The 14,617-nt window shown below is 67.3% G+C and carries 16 protein-coding genes and 1 tRNA gene; 15 read left to right on the forward strand and 2 right to left on the reverse strand.

The window, feature by feature from the left end; all coding sequences use genetic code 11:
• Nucleotides 1-112: 112 nt before the first annotated feature.
• Together F0P95_RS10460 and F0P95_RS10465 are read right to left on the reverse strand one after the other, a co-directional pair.
• Complete coding sequence (locus F0P95_RS10460; protein WP_182334188.1) at nt 113-967, reverse strand: polysaccharide deacetylase family protein; 855 nt, start codon at nt 965-967, stop codon at nt 113-115.
• Nucleotides 879-2,126 (reverse strand): glycosyltransferase family 4 protein, encoded by a 1,248-nt coding sequence (locus tag F0P95_RS10465; RefSeq protein ID WP_182334189.1) that lies wholly within the window; start codon nt 2,124-2,126, stop codon nt 879-881. Before F0P95_RS10465 ends, F0P95_RS10460 begins: the two co-directional genes overlap by 89 nt.
• Before the next feature lie 182 nt (nt 2,127-2,308).
• On the opposite strand from F0P95_RS10465, the gene F0P95_RS10470 reads away from it, so the two are divergent.
• The 15 genes from F0P95_RS10470 to nuoK all read left to right on the forward strand — a co-directional run bounded on the left by F0P95_RS10470 (nt 2,309) and on the right by nuoK (nt 14,610).
• Nucleotides 2,309-3,244, forward strand: coding sequence for an isopenicillin N synthase family dioxygenase (locus F0P95_RS10470; RefSeq protein WP_054664840.1), 936 nt, complete (start codon nt 2,309-2,311; stop codon nt 3,242-3,244).
• A 149-nt stretch (nt 3,245-3,393) separates the two neighbouring features.
• Nucleotides 3,394-4,149, forward strand: a complete 756-nt coding sequence (gene tpiA / locus F0P95_RS10475; protein WP_056930795.1) for a triose-phosphate isomerase — start codon at nt 3,394-3,396, stop codon at nt 4,147-4,149.
• Nucleotides 4,150-4,177: 28 nt separating this feature from the next.
• Nucleotides 4,178-4,600, forward strand: coding sequence for a preprotein translocase subunit SecG (secG, locus tag F0P95_RS10480; RefSeq protein WP_182334190.1), 423 nt, complete (start codon nt 4,178-4,180; stop codon nt 4,598-4,600).
• 52 nt (nt 4,601-4,652) lie between these two features.
• Nucleotides 4,653-4,737 (forward strand) — tRNA-Leu (locus F0P95_RS10485).
• A 112-nt stretch (nt 4,738-4,849) separates the two neighbouring features.
• On the forward strand, nt 4,850-5,206 hold the full coding sequence (locus F0P95_RS10490; protein ID WP_054664847.1) for an NADH-quinone oxidoreductase subunit A: 357 nt from the start codon (nt 4,850-4,852) through the stop codon (nt 5,204-5,206).
• Nucleotides 5,197-5,751: a NuoB/complex I 20 kDa subunit family protein gene (locus F0P95_RS10495; RefSeq protein ID WP_054664850.1), complete on the forward strand. Its 555-nt coding sequence runs from the start codon at nt 5,197-5,199 to the stop codon at nt 5,749-5,751. Before F0P95_RS10490 ends, F0P95_RS10495 begins: the two co-directional genes overlap by 10 nt.
• A gap of 32 nt (nt 5,752-5,783) precedes the next feature.
• Entirely contained in the window at nt 5,784-6,536 is a 753-nt protein-coding gene (locus F0P95_RS10500) for an NADH-quinone oxidoreductase subunit C (RefSeq protein WP_054664853.1), read from the forward strand.
• A complete protein-coding gene (locus tag F0P95_RS10505; protein ID WP_182334191.1) occupies nt 6,533-7,840 on the forward strand; it encodes an NADH-quinone oxidoreductase subunit D in 1,308 nt (435 codons plus the stop codon). The genes F0P95_RS10500 and F0P95_RS10505 overlap by 4 nt, the downstream gene beginning before the upstream one ends.
• 91 nt (nt 7,841-7,931) lie before the next feature.
• Complete coding sequence (nuoE, locus tag F0P95_RS10510; RefSeq protein ID WP_054664857.1) at nt 7,932-8,459, forward strand: NADH-quinone oxidoreductase subunit NuoE; 528 nt, start codon at nt 7,932-7,934, stop codon at nt 8,457-8,459.
• Nucleotides 8,460-8,462: 3 nt separating this feature from the next.
• Nucleotides 8,463-9,800: an NADH-quinone oxidoreductase subunit NuoF gene (nuoF, locus tag F0P95_RS10515; RefSeq protein WP_182334192.1), complete on the forward strand. Its 1,338-nt coding sequence runs from the start codon at nt 8,463-8,465 to the stop codon at nt 9,798-9,800.
• Nucleotides 9,797-12,055, forward strand: coding sequence for an NADH-quinone oxidoreductase subunit NuoG (gene nuoG / locus F0P95_RS10520; protein ID WP_182334193.1), 2,259 nt, complete (start codon nt 9,797-9,799; stop codon nt 12,053-12,055). Before nuoF ends, nuoG begins: the two co-directional genes overlap by 4 nt.
• The gene (gene nuoH / locus F0P95_RS10525) at nt 12,052-13,146 is read left to right on the forward strand and encodes an NADH-quinone oxidoreductase subunit NuoH (RefSeq protein WP_182334194.1); all 1,095 of its coding nucleotides are present in this window, start codon (nt 12,052-12,054) and stop codon (nt 13,144-13,146) included. The genes nuoG and nuoH overlap by 4 nt, the downstream gene beginning before the upstream one ends.
• Nucleotides 13,147-13,149: 3 nt before the next feature.
• Nucleotides 13,150-13,638, forward strand: a complete 489-nt coding sequence (gene nuoI / locus F0P95_RS10530; protein ID WP_054664867.1) for an NADH-quinone oxidoreductase subunit NuoI — start codon at nt 13,150-13,152, stop codon at nt 13,636-13,638.
• Nucleotides 13,639-13,648: 10 nt separating this feature from the next.
• The gene (locus F0P95_RS10535; protein WP_056930790.1) at nt 13,649-14,308 is read left to right on the forward strand and encodes an NADH-quinone oxidoreductase subunit J; all 660 of its coding nucleotides are present in this window, start codon (nt 13,649-13,651) and stop codon (nt 14,306-14,308) included.
• On the forward strand, nt 14,305-14,610 hold the full coding sequence (gene nuoK / locus F0P95_RS10540; RefSeq protein WP_054664875.1) for an NADH-quinone oxidoreductase subunit NuoK: 306 nt from the start codon (nt 14,305-14,307) through the stop codon (nt 14,608-14,610). The genes F0P95_RS10535 and nuoK overlap by 4 nt, the downstream gene beginning before the upstream one ends.
• Nucleotides 14,611-14,617 lie beyond the last annotated feature (7 nt).

A 14,617-nucleotide genomic window follows, 5' to 3' on the forward strand; every position in this document is an offset into this window, starting at 1 on the left:
AAACGCCCCGGATCCCGGGGCGTTTCGCTTTGTCTTTCCGCCATCCTTGAAGGCTGCCTGGCGTGCCGGCGGCATGCGCAGCCCCGCGGCGGTGCCCGGCGCCCGGCGCCTGTCACGGCCCGGCGACCATGCCCCGGCGGTGCGCCTTGAACCGGTTGAACAGCGGCGCGATCACCGGGTTGTAGCTGCTGGCGATGCGCTTGCGCAGCCACTTCGCGGGGCGGTTGCGGATCGCGAAACGGTAGATGTGCTCCGGATCGCCGCCCACCAGGTTGCGGCCGAACGGATGGGTGGTGTGCAGGTAGCGGAAGCCGAGTTCGCGCGCGATCCGCACGTAGTCCTCGTCGAAATCGCCATAGGGCCAGCACAGGGTGTCGGAGGCTTCGCCCAGCTCGCCGAGCAGCTGCTCGCGCGCCCGCACCAGGTCGTTGCGGATGCCGGCGCATTTCTCCTCGCGGCTGACCGGCCTGCGCAGCCAGCGGGTATGCGTATGGGTATGGCAGTGCATTTCGAAGGTGCCGGCGGCGATGGCCGCGCGCGCCTCGCTCCAGCGCATCATCACCTCGTCGGCGCGGTCCAGGCGGAAGATCGCATCCTCGCAGCCGCGGTGGTCCGGCGTGGGCGGCAATGCCGCGCCCTGCTGGCCGGCGTGCGGGCGCACCTCGCCCTGGCCCATCCAGCCGGTGACCAGGAACACCACCGCGCGCATGCCGTACTTCTGCAGGATGGGGTGGGCGTAGACCCAGTTGTCCAGGTAGCCGTCGTCGAAGGTGATCAGGATCGATTTGCGTGGTACCGGCACGCCGGCGAGGAAGCCGGCGTACTCCTGCATCGTCAGCGCGGTCCAGCCATCGGCGGCCAGCCAGGCGATCTGGCTTTCAAAGTTCTCCGGGGAGACCGTGATCATGCCCGGCGACGGGCTGACGTGGTGGTGCATCAGCACCGGTACCGACTTGGCGTGGGCCATGTCCCAATTCCTCGAGCCACTGGTGGTAGAGATGTTCGGTGGCTTCGCAATGCCCCGCCGCCGTGAAGCGGTGTTCGCTGCGGATCCAGTCCAGGCCGATGCGGCCCATCGCCTGGCGGAGTCCGCCGCACGCTGCCAGCGTGCGCAGGGCGGCAGTCAGCGCGGCCCGGTCCGCGGGCGCGACGAGGATAGCATTGGCCTGTTCGGCCACCATTTCCGGAATGCCGCCCACGCGCGTGGCGATGATCGGCACGCCGGCCTGGGCGGCCTCCAGGAACACCGTTCCGGCAGCCTCCTTGTGGCTGGGCAGGGCGAACACGTCGAACCCTGCCATCAGCCGCGCGGCGTCGGCGCGATAGCCGGGCAGGTGGACCTGGCGCTCGATCCCGTACTGCGCGCTCGCCGCTTTCAGCCGCGACATGACCGGCTCGCCGTCGCCGACGATCAGCAGGTGCAGTTTCGGGTTCTCCCGGCACAGCGGCGCGATCGCCTCGAGCAGGTCGAGATGGCCCTTGGGCTCGCGCAGCACGGCCACGCAGCCGACGACGACATCGTCGTCGCCGAAGCCCAGGTCGCCGCGTATTTCGGCGCGTAGCTGCTGCAGTTCCGGCCAGGTGCGCGCGGCCGGTTCCTCGCCGCTGTCCAGCGGCGACTGTGCCATCGGCGGAACCACGCCGATCCGCCCCGGGGCGATGCCCCGTTCCTGCAGCAGGCGCATCACGAACCGGCTGACGGTGATCACCCGGTGCGGCAGCCAGGTGTAGGTCAGCAGCGAGTGCACCGGGCTCATCAGGTGGCGCGAGCGCACCACCAGCGGGGCGCCGGCCAGGCGCGCGCCGGCGGCGGCGATCAGCGCGTCGCGGCGGCTGGTGACGTTGACCACGTCATAGCGGTGCGCGCGTACCAGGTGGCGTACCGCGGGAATGCCCCGCAGCAGCCGGCCCAGCCCGCCCATCTCCAGCGTGTGCACGACGAAGCCGTGGTCGCGCGCCGCCTCGGCCAGGCGGGCGCCGGGCTGGCACAGCAGGGACATGTCGTGCCCGCGTGCGCGCATGGCCAGCAGGTGGCGGAGCAGGTAGATCTCCTGCCCACCCATGCCGCGGGCGGCTTCGGTGTGCAGGATCTTCAGCGGTCGGTCCGTCAGCGGGGCGGGTTGCATGCGGGGGCACGTGGTGGGGAGGGACCGGGGCAGGGCGCCGGTCCGGCGCCCCCGCGGGCATCCGGATTGTATCCTTTTGTATCAATGTGTCAGCGACCGGGCGCAAAGGCGATCTGTCACAATGTTCAGACGGGCGACAGGGTGCTGCCGGCCCGGATATCCACGACAAGCCAGGAACCGCTGTGAGCAAGATCCCAACCCTCGACATCACCCGCTTCGACAGCGACCGCGAGGCCTTCGTGGCCGAGCTGGGCGCGGCCTATCGCCAGTGGGGGTTCGCGGGCATCCGCAACCACGGCATCCCGCAGGCCGACATCGACGCGGCCTATGATGCCTTCAAGGCCTTCTTCGCCCTGCCCGAGGAGGTCAAGCGCAAGTACCACGTGGCCGGTGGCGGTGGCGCCCGCGGCTACACCCCGTTCGGCGTGGAGACCGCCAAGGGCTCCAAGCACTTCGACCTGAAGGAGTTCTGGCACATCGGCCGGGAAATCGCGGATGACTCGAAGTACCGCGAGGTGATGCCGCCGAACCTGTGGCCGAGCGAAGTGCCCGGGTTCCGCGAGCGCGGCTATGGCCTGTACCAGGCGCTGGACAACCTGGGATCGCGGGTGCTGTCGGCGCTGGCCCTGCACATCGGGCTGCCGCAGGATTTCTTTGCCGACAAGACCAACAACGGCAACTCGATCCTGCGCCCGATCCACTACCCGCCGATCACCACCGACGACATTCCCAACGTGCGCGCCGGCGCGCATGGCGACATCAATTTCATCACCCTGCTGGTCGGCGCCAGCGCCGCGGGGCTGGAAGTGCAGTCGCACGATGGCGAGTGGGTGCCGTTCACGTCCGATGCGGACACCATCGTGGTCAACATCGGCGACATGCTGCAGCGCCTGACCAACCATGTGTACCCGTCGACCATCCATCGCGTGGTCAACCCCCCGGGCGAGCTGGCCCGCCAGCCGCGCTACTCGGTGCCGTTCTTCCTGCATCCGAACCCGGACTTCCTGATCGACGTGCTGCCGTCGTGCATCACCCCGGACAACCCGAGCCGGTATCCGGAGCCGATCACCGCCCACGGCTTCCTCGAGGAACGCCTGCGCGAGATCAAGCTGAAGTAAGCAACGAAGGCCGCCGCGAGGCGGCCTTCGCCGTCATGGCCGCCGGCGTGACGGATGCGTCGATGCTGTCCCGCGTTGTCTGTCGATTGTCCTGTGGCTGTCCGGAGTGGGCTATCCTTCGCCCACTTTTCACTGGGAGTCGTTCCTGAATGCGCCGCACGATCGTCGCCGGTAACTGGAAGCTGCATGGCAGCCGTCAATTCGCCACCGAACTGGTGGGGCAGGTGGCCGCCGGCCTGCCGCTGCAGGGGGTCGAGCTGGTGATCCTGCCGCCGCTGCCCTACCTGGGCGACCTGGTCGAGGACTTCGAGGGCACCGCGCTGGCCTTCGGCTCGCAGGACGTCAGCAGCAACGAGAAGGGGGCCTACACCGGCGAGGTCTCGGCCGCCATGCTGGTGGACGTGGGGGCGAGGTACGGCCTGGTCGGCCATTCCGAGCGCCGCCAGTACCACCACGAAAGCAGCGAGCTGGTGGCCCGCAAGTTCGTGGCCGCGGTGCATGCCGGCCTGGTCCCGGTCTTGTGCGTCGGTGAGACGCTGGAGCAGCGCGAGGCCGGGCAGACCGAACAGGTCATCGCCGCGCAGCTGGCACCGGTGCTGGAGCTGGCCGGGGTCGATGCCTTCGCCGGGGCGGTGGTGGCGTATGAGCCGGTCTGGGCCATCGGCACCGGCCGCACGGCCAGTCCGGAGCAGGCGCAGGCCGTGCATGCCTTCATCCGTGGCGAAGTCGCCGGGCGCGATGCTAGAATCGCCGATTCGTTGCCGATCCTGTATGGCGGCAGCGTCAAGCCCGACAATGCTGCAGAGCTGTTTTCACAGCCTGACGTCGATGGCGGGCTGGTAGGCGGCGCTTCGCTGGTGGCGGCAGATTTCCTGGCCATCGCGAGGGCGGCAGCCGGTCGCTAACGGTGGAATTGTCCGGGACGGATTTCAAATGCTGATGTTGATCCTCAATGTGGTCTATGTGCTGGTGGCGGTCGCGATGATCGCGCTGATCCTGATGCAGCGCGGCTCCGGCGCGGCGGCGGGCTCGGGCTTCGGTGCCGGCGCTTCGGGTACGGTGTTCGGCGCCCGTGGCGCCTCCAACTTCCTGTCCAAGTCCACCAAGTGGCTGGCCGTGGTGTTCTTCGGCATCAGCCTGTTCATGGCCTGGTACGCCAGCCATGGCGCGCGCCCGACCGAGCAGGGGCTGGGCGTGATGTCCCAGGCGCAGGCCCCGGCCCCGGCCGCCCCGGCGGGCGAGCTGCAGTCCGTTCCGCAGGCCGCGGCCGCGGGCGAAGTGCCGCAGGCGGCGCCTGCGGCAAATAATCCGGTGCAGAGCGAAGAAAAGCCCGCCGAGGGCTCGCATAAAGACTGAAGACGGTTACAATACGCGCCGCACTGCAGAGCCGGTGCGCTGACGTAAGTAAGCCCAGGTGGCGGAATTGGTAGACGCACTACCTTGAGGTGGTAGCGACGCAAGTCGTAGGGGTTCGAGTCCCCTCTTGGGCACCATGAGTTTGTTATACGGGTATGCGGGATGCGGCAGCTCCCGCCGAGGCAAGTCCCGTCAATCCCCATGCGCGGGCGCCTGCAGGTGTCCGGGCAGAGGCAAGAGAGAATCGCTGTGCTGGCCGAATATTTGCCGTCCCTGCTGTTTCTGATCGTCGCCACCGGCATCGGCGTCGCCCTGATGCTGATCGGTCGTTTCCTTGGCCCCCGCAGCCCCGACGAACAGAAACTGTCGCCGTACGAGTGCGGCTTCGAGGCGTTCGAGAACGCGCGCATGAAGTTCGACGTGCGCTATTACCTCATCGCCATCCAGTTCATCGTCTTTGACCTGGAAATCATCTTCATCGTGCCCTGGACCCAGGTGTTCATGGAGCTGGGCGCCCGCTCGCTCGTCACCATGGGCCTGTTCGTGGGCATGCTGTTCCTCGGCTTTATCTACGTGTGGAAGAAGGGAGCGCTGGAATGGGAGTGATTCAGACTCTCGATGGCCTGATGAACAACCCCATCCCGGAAGGGCGGGTTGACGACATCCTGCGGCCCGAAGGCGACAACCCGCTGCTCGAGAAGGGCTACGTCACCACCAGCGTCGACGCCCTGCTGAACTGGGCGCGCACCGGCTCGATGTGGCCGATGACCTTCGGCCTGGCCTGCTGCGCGGTGGAAATGATGCACGCCGGCGCCTCGCGCCTGGACCTGGACCGCTACGGCGTGGTGTTCCGCCCGTCGCCGCGCCAGTCCGACGTGATGATCGTCGCCGGCACCCTGGTCAACAAGATGGCACCGGCGCTGCGCAAGGTCTACGACCAGATGCCCGACCCCAAGTGGGTCATCTCGATGGGCAGCTGCGCCAACGGTGGCGGCTATTACCACTATTCGTACGCGGTGGTGCGCGGCTGCGACCGCGTGGTGCCGGTGGACGTGTACGTCCCGGGCTGCCCGCCGACCGCCGAGGCGCTGGTGTACGGCATCCTGCAGCTGCAGAAGAAGATCTGGCGCACCCAGACCATCGCCCGCTGATTCCCTTTCAAGTCAAGAGCACGCCAGCCCCCATGGCCCAGCAAGCACCTTCACTCATCGACCGACTTCGCGCGCGTTTCGCCGGTGCGCAGGTCTCCGTGGTCGAACCGCGCGGCGAAGTGACGCTGGAGGTTCCGTCGGCCGACTGGCATGCCGTCGCCGTCGCACTGCGCGACGAGTTCGGCTTCGAGCACGCCACCGACCTGTGCGGTGTCGATTACCTCGGCTACGGCAGCGACGAGTGGGACACCTCCGACGTTTCCTCGCAGGGCTTCAGCCGTGGCGTGGAAGGCAAGGGCGCCGGCCGCTTCGCCTGGGGCGAGTTCCCCAGCCATGAAACCGCCGATGGCGCGCAGCCCGACGCGCTGCCCAGGCAGCGTTTCGCGGTCGTCGTGCAGCTGCGTTCCTACCAGCACAACCAGCTGCTGCGCATGCGCTGCTTCGCCCCGAGCGAGTCGCTGCCGGTGGTGGCATCGCTGACCAGCGTCTGGCCGGGCCTGAACTGGTTCGAGCGCGAGGCGTTCGACCTGTACGGCGTGATCTTCGAAGGCCACCCGGACCTGCGCCGCATCCTGACCGACTACGGTTTCGTCGGCCATCCGTTCCGCAAGGATTTCCCGCTGATCGGCAACGTCGAAGTGCGTTACGACGAAGAAAAGAAGCGCGTGGTCTACGAGCCGGTGACTTCGGTCGAGCCGCGCGTGGGCGTGCCGCGCGTGATCCGCGACGACGCCCGCTTCGAGACCGCCGAAGGCGAGCGCGCGCAGAGGGAGGCAAGCAAGTGAGCGAGTTCCACCAGGCCACCGGGGCCTTCGCCAGCAATCCCGCCGAAGCCCGGCAGGAGATCCGCAACTACACCATGAACTTCGGCCCGCAGCATCCGGCCGCGCATGGCGTGCTGCGCCTGATCCTGGAGATGGACGGCGAGACCATCATGCGCGCCGACCCGCACGTGGGCCTGCTGCATCGCGCCACCGAGAAGCTGGCCGAGTCCAAGCCGTTCAACCAGTCGATCGGCTACATGGATCGCCTGGACTACTGCTCGATGATGTGCAACGAGCACGCCTACGTCCGCGCCATCGAGACCCTGGCGGGCATCGAGGTGCCGGAGCGCGCGCAGTACATCCGCACGATGTTCGACGAGATCACCCGCATCCTCAACCACCTGATGTGGCTGGGTTCGAACGGGCTCGACCTCGGCGCGATGGCGGTGATGCTGTATGCGTTCCGCGAGCGCGAGGAGCTGATGGACTGCTACGAGGCGGTCTCCGGCGCGCGCATGCATGCGGCCTATTACCGTCCGGGCGGCGTCTACCGCGACCTGCCGGACACGATGCCGAAGTACAAGGAATCGCGCTGGCACAAGGGCAATGCGCTCAAGCGCCTGAACGCGGCCCGCGAGGGCTCGCTGCTGGACTTCCTGGAGAACTTCACCAGCGAATTCCCCAAGCGCGTCGACGAGTACGAAACCCTGCTCACCGACAACCGCATCTGGAAGCAGCGTACCGTCGGCATCGGCGTGGTCACCCCGGAGCACGCCCTGGCGTGGGGCATGACCGGCGCCATGCTGCGTGGCTCGGGCATCGCCTGGGACCTGCGCAAGAAGCAGCCGTACGCCAAGTACGACACGGTCGACTTCGACATCCCGCTGGGCACCAATGGCGACTGCTACGACCGTTACCTGGTCCGCGTCGCCGAAATGCGCCAGTCCAACCGCATCATCCAGCAGTGCGTGCGCTGGCTGAAGGCCAACCCCGGCCCGGTCATGGTCCGCAACTTCAAGGTCGCCCCTCCCAAGCGTGCGGAGATGAAGGACGACATGGAAGCGCTGATCCACCACTTCAAGCTGTTCAGCGAAGGCTACTGCGTGCCGGCCGGCGAGACCTACGCCGCGGTCGAGGCGCCGAAGGGCGAATTCGGCTGCTACCTGGTGTCGGACGGCGCCAACAAGCCGTTCCGCGTGCACCTGCGTGCGCCGGGCTTCGCCCACCTGTCCTCGATCGATTCGATCGTGCGCGGCCACATGCTGGCCGACGTGGTGGCGATGATCGGCACCTACGACCTCGTGTTCGGCGAGGTCGACCGGTAATGCCGGGCATGCGTACAACGCCCGGTGCCAGCGCGGCCATGCTGCTGCAGGCACCGGTTTCCCAGGATCTGCTATTGGTTGAGGTCGGCCGATGAAGGCGACAGGTAATTTCGAGGCGGCGCGTGACGTCGACCCGATGGTGGTGTTGAGCGACAAGACCCGTGCTCACATCGATCACTGGCTGACGAAGTTCCCGCCGGAACGCAAGCGCTCGGCGGTGCTGCAGGGCCTGCATGCCGCGCAGGAGCAGAACCAGGGCTGGCTGAGCGACGAGTTGATCGCCGCGGTGGCCAAGTACCTGGACCTGCCGTTCGTGTGGGCCTACGAGGTCGCCAGCTTCTACTCGATGTTCGAGACCGAGAAGGTCGGCCGCAACAACGTCGCCATCTGCACCAACATCAGCTGCTGGCTCAATGGCGCCGAGGACATCGTGCGCCATTGCGAGAAGAAGCTGGGCATCAAGCACGGCGAATCGACCCCGGACGGCCGCGTCTACCTCAAGCGCGAGGAAGAATGCCTGGCCGGCTGCGCGGGCGCGCCGATGATGGTCATCAACGGTCACTACCATGAGCGCCTGACGCTGGACCAGGTCGACGCGCTGCTGGACGGGCTGGAGTAAGGCATGGCACACCACGAATCCAGGGGCCCGGTCGGTCCGGCGCCGCTTCCGCACAACGTGGTCTACACCACGCTGCACTACGACACCCCGTGGTCGTACGAGAACTACCTCAAGACCGGTGGCTACGCCGCGCTGCGCAAGATCCTCGAGGAGAAGATCGCGCCGGCCGACGTGATCGAGATGGTCAAGCAGTCCGGCCTGCGCGGCCGCGGCGGCGCGGGCTTCCCGACCGGCCTGAAGTGGTCGTTCATGCCCAAGGACGCGCCGCAGAAGTACATCCTGTGCAACTCGGACGAGTCCGAGCCGGGTACCTGCAAGGACCGCGACATCCTGCGCTACAACCCGCATTCGGTGGTGGAGGGCATGGCCATCGCCTGCTACGCCACCGGCTCGACCGTGGGCTACAACTACCTGCGCGGCGAGTTTCACCACGAGCCGTTCGAGCACTTCGAACAGGCCCTGGCCGATGCCTACAAGCATGGCTGGCTGGGCAAGAACGTGCTGGGCAGCGGCGTGGACATCGATATCTACGGGGCGCTGGGCGCCGGTGCCTACATCTGCGGCGAAGAGACCGCGCTGATGGAGTCGCTGGAAGGCAAGAAGGGCCAGCCGCGCTACAAGCCGCCGTTCCCGGCCAATTTCGGCCTGTACGGCAAGCCGTCGACGATCAACAACACCGAAACCTACGGCTCGGTGCCGGCGATCATCCGCAACGGCCCGGAGTGGTTCAAGGGCCTGAGCAAGACCGCCAACGGCGGCCCGAAGTGCTTCTCGGTCTCCGGCTGCGTGCAGAAGGGCGGCAACTTCGAGGTGCCGCTGGGCACCACCTTCGACGAACTGCTGGAAATGGCCGGCGGCCTGCGGCCGGGCCGCAAGCTGAAGGCGGCGATCCCGGGCGGCGTGTCGATGCCGGTGCTGACCGCCGAGCAGCTCAAGGGGCTGCCGATGGACTACGACACCATCCGCGCGCTGGGCTCGGGCCTGGGCTCCGGGGCCATCGTGGTGCTGGACGACAGCGTGTGCTGCGTCAAGTTCGCGTGCCGCATCAGCCAGTTCTTCCACAAGGAATCCTGCGGCCAGTGCACCCCGTGCCGCGAGGGCACCGGCTGGATGCACCGCGTGCTGGAGCGCATCGTCGCCGGCAAGGCCACGATGGAAGACCTGCACCAGCTGCGCACCGTCGCCGGTCAGATCGAAGGCCACACCATCTGCGCCTTCGGCGAAGCGGCGGCCTGGCCGATCCAGGGGTTCCTGCGCCAGTTCTGGGACGAATTCGAGTACTACATCGTCAACGGTCATTCGATGGTTGACGGCAAGAAGGTGGAGGCTGCTGCCGCATGAGCGCGCAACCTGTAAATCCGAGCGGAAACCCGAGCGAGGCACCCGTGGTGCCGGAAGGACACGTCACCATCGAGATCGATGGGCAGACGCTGTTCGCGCCCAAGGGGTCGATGATCATCCAGGCCGCCGACAAGGCCGGCATTTCGATCCCGCGCTTCTGCTACCACGAGAAGCTGCCGATCGCGGCCAACTGCCGCATGTGCCTGGTCGACGTCGAGAAGTCGCCCAAGCCGTCGCCGGCGTGCGCCACGCCGGTCATGGACGGCATGAAGATCCAGACCCGCAACGAGAAGGCGCTGAAGTACCAGCGCTCGGTCATGGAGTTCCTGCTGATCAACCACCCGCTGGACTGCCCGATCTGCGACCAGGGCGGCGAGTGCGAGCTGCAGGACGTGTCGCTGGGCTACGGCCGTTCGGTCAGCCGCTTCAACGAGCGCAAGCGCGTGGTGGCCGACGAGGACATGGGGCCGCTGGTCGCCACCGAGATGACTCGCTGCATCCAGTGCACCCGCTGCGTGCGCTTCACCGCCGAGATCGCCGGCACCTACGAGCTGGGCGGCATGTACCGCGGCGAGAACCTGCAGATCGGCACCTACGACGGCAAGCCGCTGACCACCGAGCTGTCCGGCAACGTGATCGACGTGTGCCCGGTCGGCGCGCTGACCAACAAGGTGTTCCAGTTCAAGGCGCGCCCGTGGGAGCTCACCGCGCGTGAATCGCTCGGCTACCACGACGCGATGGGCTCGAACCTGTTCCTGCACGTGCGCCGCGGCGAAGTGCTGCGCGCGGTGCCGCGCGACAACGAACTGGTCAACGAGTGCTGGCTGTCCGACCGCGACCGTTATTCGCACCAGGGCCTGTATGCCGCCGACCGCGCGGTCAAGCCGCTGCAGAAGGTCAACGGCGAGTGGAAGGAAGTGAGCTGGGCCGAAGGCCTGGCCGCCGCCCGCGAGATCCTGGACGGCAGCCGCGGCGACGACCTCGGCGTGCTGGTGCACCCGTCCACCTCCAACGAGGAGGGCGCGCTGCTGGCCCGCCTGGCCACCGGCCTGGGCAGCGGCAACATCGACCACCGCATCGACAACCGCGATTTCTCGGACGCGGCGACGGCCGAAGTGTTCGCGGCCCCGCTGGCCGAGATCGAAGCGGCCGACCGCATCGTGCTGCTGGGCAGCAACGTCCGCCACGAGCTGCCGCTGCTGCACGCCCGCCTGCGCAAGGCGCAGACCAAGAACGGCGCGCGGATCTTCGCGGTCAACCCGGTCGATTTCGACTTCGCGTTCAGCCTGGCCGGCAAGCAGATCGTCGCCCCGTCCCGGTTCGCCGAAGCCCTGGCCAGCGCCGAGCTGCGTTCGGCGGTGCAGGGCGGTGGCAACACCGTGCTGATCGTCGGTGGCATCGCCGAGAACCATCCGCAGGCCGCCGCGATCCGCGCCGCCGCGCGCGATTTCGCCGCCGCCACCGGCGCCAGGCTGTGCCGCATCCCGCAGGGCGCCAATGCCGTCGGCCTGTCCCGCGCCGGCGTGTTGCCGGCCGGCAAGGACGTCGCCACGATGCTGGCGCAGCCGCGCAAGGCCTACGTGCTGTACGGCATCGAGCCGGGCCTGGACTTCGCCGACAGCGCCGCCGCGCGCAAGGCGCTGGCCGGCGCCAGGGTAGTGGCGTTCAGCCAGTTCGCCTGCGCCTCGACCCGCGACGTGGCCGACGTGATCCTGCCGATCGGCGCGCTGCCGGAAATCGACGCGACCCTGACCAACCTCGACGGCCGCGAGCAGCAGGCCCGCGCCGGCGGCAAGCTGCCGGGCGAGGCCCGCGAGGGCTGGCGCGTGCTGCGCGCCCTGGGCGGCGACCTGCAGCTGGCCGGTTTCGGCTTCACCGACCTGGCAGGCCTGCGTGCCGGCCTGCAGCCGGTGCAGGTCGAGGTGGCCGCCTCGGCGCAGCCGCAGGCGGCGGGCGAGGGCCTGGAAGTGGCTTCGACCACCGCGATCTACCGCACCGATGCGGTGGTCCGCCGTGCCGAGGCGCTGCAGGCGCATCCGCTGAACAACGCGCCGCGCATCGTGCTCAACGCCGATGACGCCGCGCGCCTGCAGCTGGTGGAAGGGCAGATGGCCAAGGTCGGCACCGATGCCGGCAAGGCGACCCTGCCGGTCGTGGTCGACGCGCGCGTCGCCGCCGGTACGGTCTGGATTGAATCGGGCCACGGCGCCACCGCGCCGCTGGGCGCCGCTCGGGTAACGGTGGTGGCTGCATGAACGAGTTGCTGTTGAACGCGGTCGATCCGCTGCACCAGTGGTTGCTGGCGCTGGGCGACATCGGCATCGTGCTGTGGACGGTGCTGAAGATCCTGGTCATCGCCATGCCGATCATCATATCGGTGGCGTTCTACGTGCTGTGGGAGCGCAAGCTGATCGGCTGGATGCACGTGCGCCACGGGCCGATGTACGTCGGCCTCGGCGGCCTGCTGCAGGCCTTCGCCGACGTCACCAAGCTGCTGTTCAAGGAAATCGTGCGCCCGGCCAACGCGCACAAGGCGATGTACGTGCTGGCGCCGCTGATCGTGCTGGCACCGTCGTTCGCGGCCTGGTCGGTGGTCCCGTTCGACTACAAGCTGGTGCTGTCCAACGCCAACGTCGGCCTGCTGTACCTGCTGGCGATGACCTCGCTGGGCATCTACGGCGTGATCCTGGCCGGCTGGGCGTCGAACTCCAAGTACGCCTTCCTCGGCGCGATGCGTTCGGCCGCGCAGATGGTCAGCTACGAGATCGCGATGGGCTTCGCGCTGGTCGGCGTGATGATCGCCGCCGGCAGCCTCAACCTGAGCGAGATCGTGCTGGCGCAGCAGGGCAGTTCCGGCCTGTTCGACTGGTTCCTGCTGCCGCTGCTGCCGCTGTTCGTCGTGTACTGGGTGTCCGGCGTGGCCGAGACCAACCGCGCTCCGTTCGACGTGGTCGAAGGCGAGTCCGAAATCGTCGCCGGCCACATGGTCGAGTACTCCGGCGGTGCGTTCGCGCTGTTCTTCCTGGCCGAGTACGCCAACATGATCCTGATCAGCTTCCTGATCTCGATCTTCTTCATGGGCGGCTGGCTGAGCCCGATCCAGGGCTGGGTCACGGCGGACGTGTCGCCCTGGGTCGACTGGATCTGGAACGGCGGTTGGCCGTGGCTGCTGGCCAAGGTGTTCTTCTTCGCCAGTTCCTACATCTGGTTCCGTGCCACGTTCCCGCGCTTCCGCTACGACCAGATCATGCGTCTGGGCTGGAAGGTATTCATCCCGCTGACCATCGCGTGGATCGCGGTGACCGCACTGCTCGTGTTCTACGGCGTGATCCAGAGAGGCGTTTGATTCATGAAGAAGATCACCCACTATTTCAAGAGCCTGCTGCTGCTGGAGCTCGTCTCCGGCATGTGGCTGACGCTGAAGTACGCGTTCAAGCCCAAGTACACCGTGCTGTACCCGATGGAGAAGTTCCCGCAGTCGCCGCGCTTCCGCGGCCTGCACGCGCTGCGCCGTTATCCGAACGGTGAGGAACGCTGCATCGCCTGCAAGCTGTGCGAGGCGGTGTGCCCGGCGCTGGCCATCACCATCGACTCGGCCAAGCGCGAGGACGGCACCCGCCGCACCACGCGCTACGAGATCGACCTGTTCAAGTGCATCTTCTGCGGTTTCTGCGAGGAGAGCTGCCCGGTGGACTCGATCGTGGAAACCCATATCCTGGAGTACCACTTCGAGAACCGTGGCGAGAACATCGTCACCAAGCCGCAGCTGCTGGCCATCGGTGATCGGCTGGAAGCCGAGATCGCCGAGCGCCGCGCCGCCGACGCCGCCTTCCGTTGAGGACCGAAAGATGGATTGGGTAAATATCGCTTTCTGGTTCTTCTCGATCGTGGCGGGGCTCTCGGCCCTGTCGGTGATCAGCGTGCGCAACCCGGTGTATGCCGTGCTGTGCCTGATCCTGACCTTCTTCTCCATCGCCTGCGTCTGGCTGCTGGTCGGCGCCGAGTTCCTGGGTGTCACCCTGGTGCTGGTGTACGTGGGCGCGGTGATGGTGCTGTTCCTGTTCGTGGTGATGATGCTGGACGTCGAGACCGACAGCCTGCGCGAAGGCTGGGTGCGCTACCTGCCGGTCGGGCTGGTGGTCGCGGTGGTGATGCTGCTGCAGATGCTGACCCTGATCGGCATCAAGGCCCGCATGGCCGCGCCGTTCCCGGCGGACAATGCCGCCGCGGTCGCCGCCGACAGCTCCAACATCACCTGGCTGGCGCGCAGCCTGTTCACCGAATACCTGCTGCCGTTCGAGTTCGCCGCGGTGATCCTGACCGTGGCGGTGATCGCCGCGGTGATGCTGACCCTGCGCCGCCGCACCGGCGTGAAGTCGCAGAACCCGTCGGAGCAGACCCGCGTCCGCGCCAGCGACCGCCTGCGCATCGTGAAGATGGCGGCCGAGAAGCCGGTGCCGCTGACCGACACCACGCACAACGAAGGCGGCGAGGAGGCCAAGCCATGATTTCCCTGGGCCACATGCTCGCGCTGGGCGCGGTGATGTTCTGCATCTCCGTCGCCGGCATCTTCCTCAACCGCAAGAACATCATCGTGCTGCTGATGTCGATCGAGTTGATGCTGCTGTCGGTGAACATCAATTTCGTCGCCTTCTCGCGGCAGCTCGGCGATACCGCCGGCCAGCTGTTCGTGTTCTTCATCCTGACCGTGGCCGCGGCGGAAGCCGCCATCGGCCTCGCGATCCTGGTGACCCTGTTCCGTACCCGCCACACCATCAACGTTGGCGAAGTCGATTCGTTGAAGGGCTGACCCACAG

This window comes from Stenotrophomonas acidaminiphila (assembly GCF_014109845.1).
Taxonomy (GTDB): Bacteria; Pseudomonadota; Gammaproteobacteria; order Xanthomonadales; family Xanthomonadaceae; genus Stenotrophomonas; species Stenotrophomonas acidaminiphila.

Excerpts from the sequence above, each read along its gene's own strand:
- F0P95_RS10495 (WP_054664850.1), top strand. The coding sequence starts at position 5,197 with ATGGGAGTGATTCAGACTCTCGATGGCCTGATGAACAACCCCATCCCG.
- nuoE (WP_054664857.1), top strand. The coding sequence starts at position 7,932 with ATGAAGGCGACAGGTAATTTCGAGGCGGCGCGTGACGTCGACCCGATG.
- nuoF (WP_182334192.1), top strand. The coding sequence starts at position 8,463 with ATGGCACACCACGAATCCAGGGGCCCGGTCGGTCCGGCGCCGCTTCCG.
- F0P95_RS10465 (WP_182334189.1), bottom strand. The coding sequence starts at position 2,126 with ATGCAACCCGCCCCGCTGACGGACCGACCGCTGAAGATCCTGCACACC.
- F0P95_RS10535 (WP_056930790.1), top strand. The coding sequence starts at position 13,649 with ATGGATTGGGTAAATATCGCTTTCTGGTTCTTCTCGATCGTGGCGGGG.
- nuoH (WP_182334194.1), top strand. The coding sequence starts at position 12,052 with ATGAACGAGTTGCTGTTGAACGCGGTCGATCCGCTGCACCAGTGGTTG.
- tpiA (WP_056930795.1), top strand. The coding sequence starts at position 3,394 with ATGCGCCGCACGATCGTCGCCGGTAACTGGAAGCTGCATGGCAGCCGT.
- nuoG (WP_182334193.1), top strand. The coding sequence starts at position 9,797 with ATGAGCGCGCAACCTGTAAATCCGAGCGGAAACCCGAGCGAGGCACCC.
- F0P95_RS10500 (WP_054664853.1), top strand. The coding sequence starts at position 5,784 with ATGGCCCAGCAAGCACCTTCACTCATCGACCGACTTCGCGCGCGTTTC.
- nuoK (WP_054664875.1), top strand. The coding sequence starts at position 14,305 with ATGATTTCCCTGGGCCACATGCTCGCGCTGGGCGCGGTGATGTTCTGC.
- F0P95_RS10460 (WP_182334188.1), bottom strand. The coding sequence starts at position 967 with ATGGCCCACGCCAAGTCGGTACCGGTGCTGATGCACCACCACGTCAGC.
- nuoI (WP_054664867.1), top strand. The coding sequence starts at position 13,150 with ATGAAGAAGATCACCCACTATTTCAAGAGCCTGCTGCTGCTGGAGCTC.
- secG (WP_182334190.1), top strand. The coding sequence starts at position 4,178 with ATGCTGATGTTGATCCTCAATGTGGTCTATGTGCTGGTGGCGGTCGCG.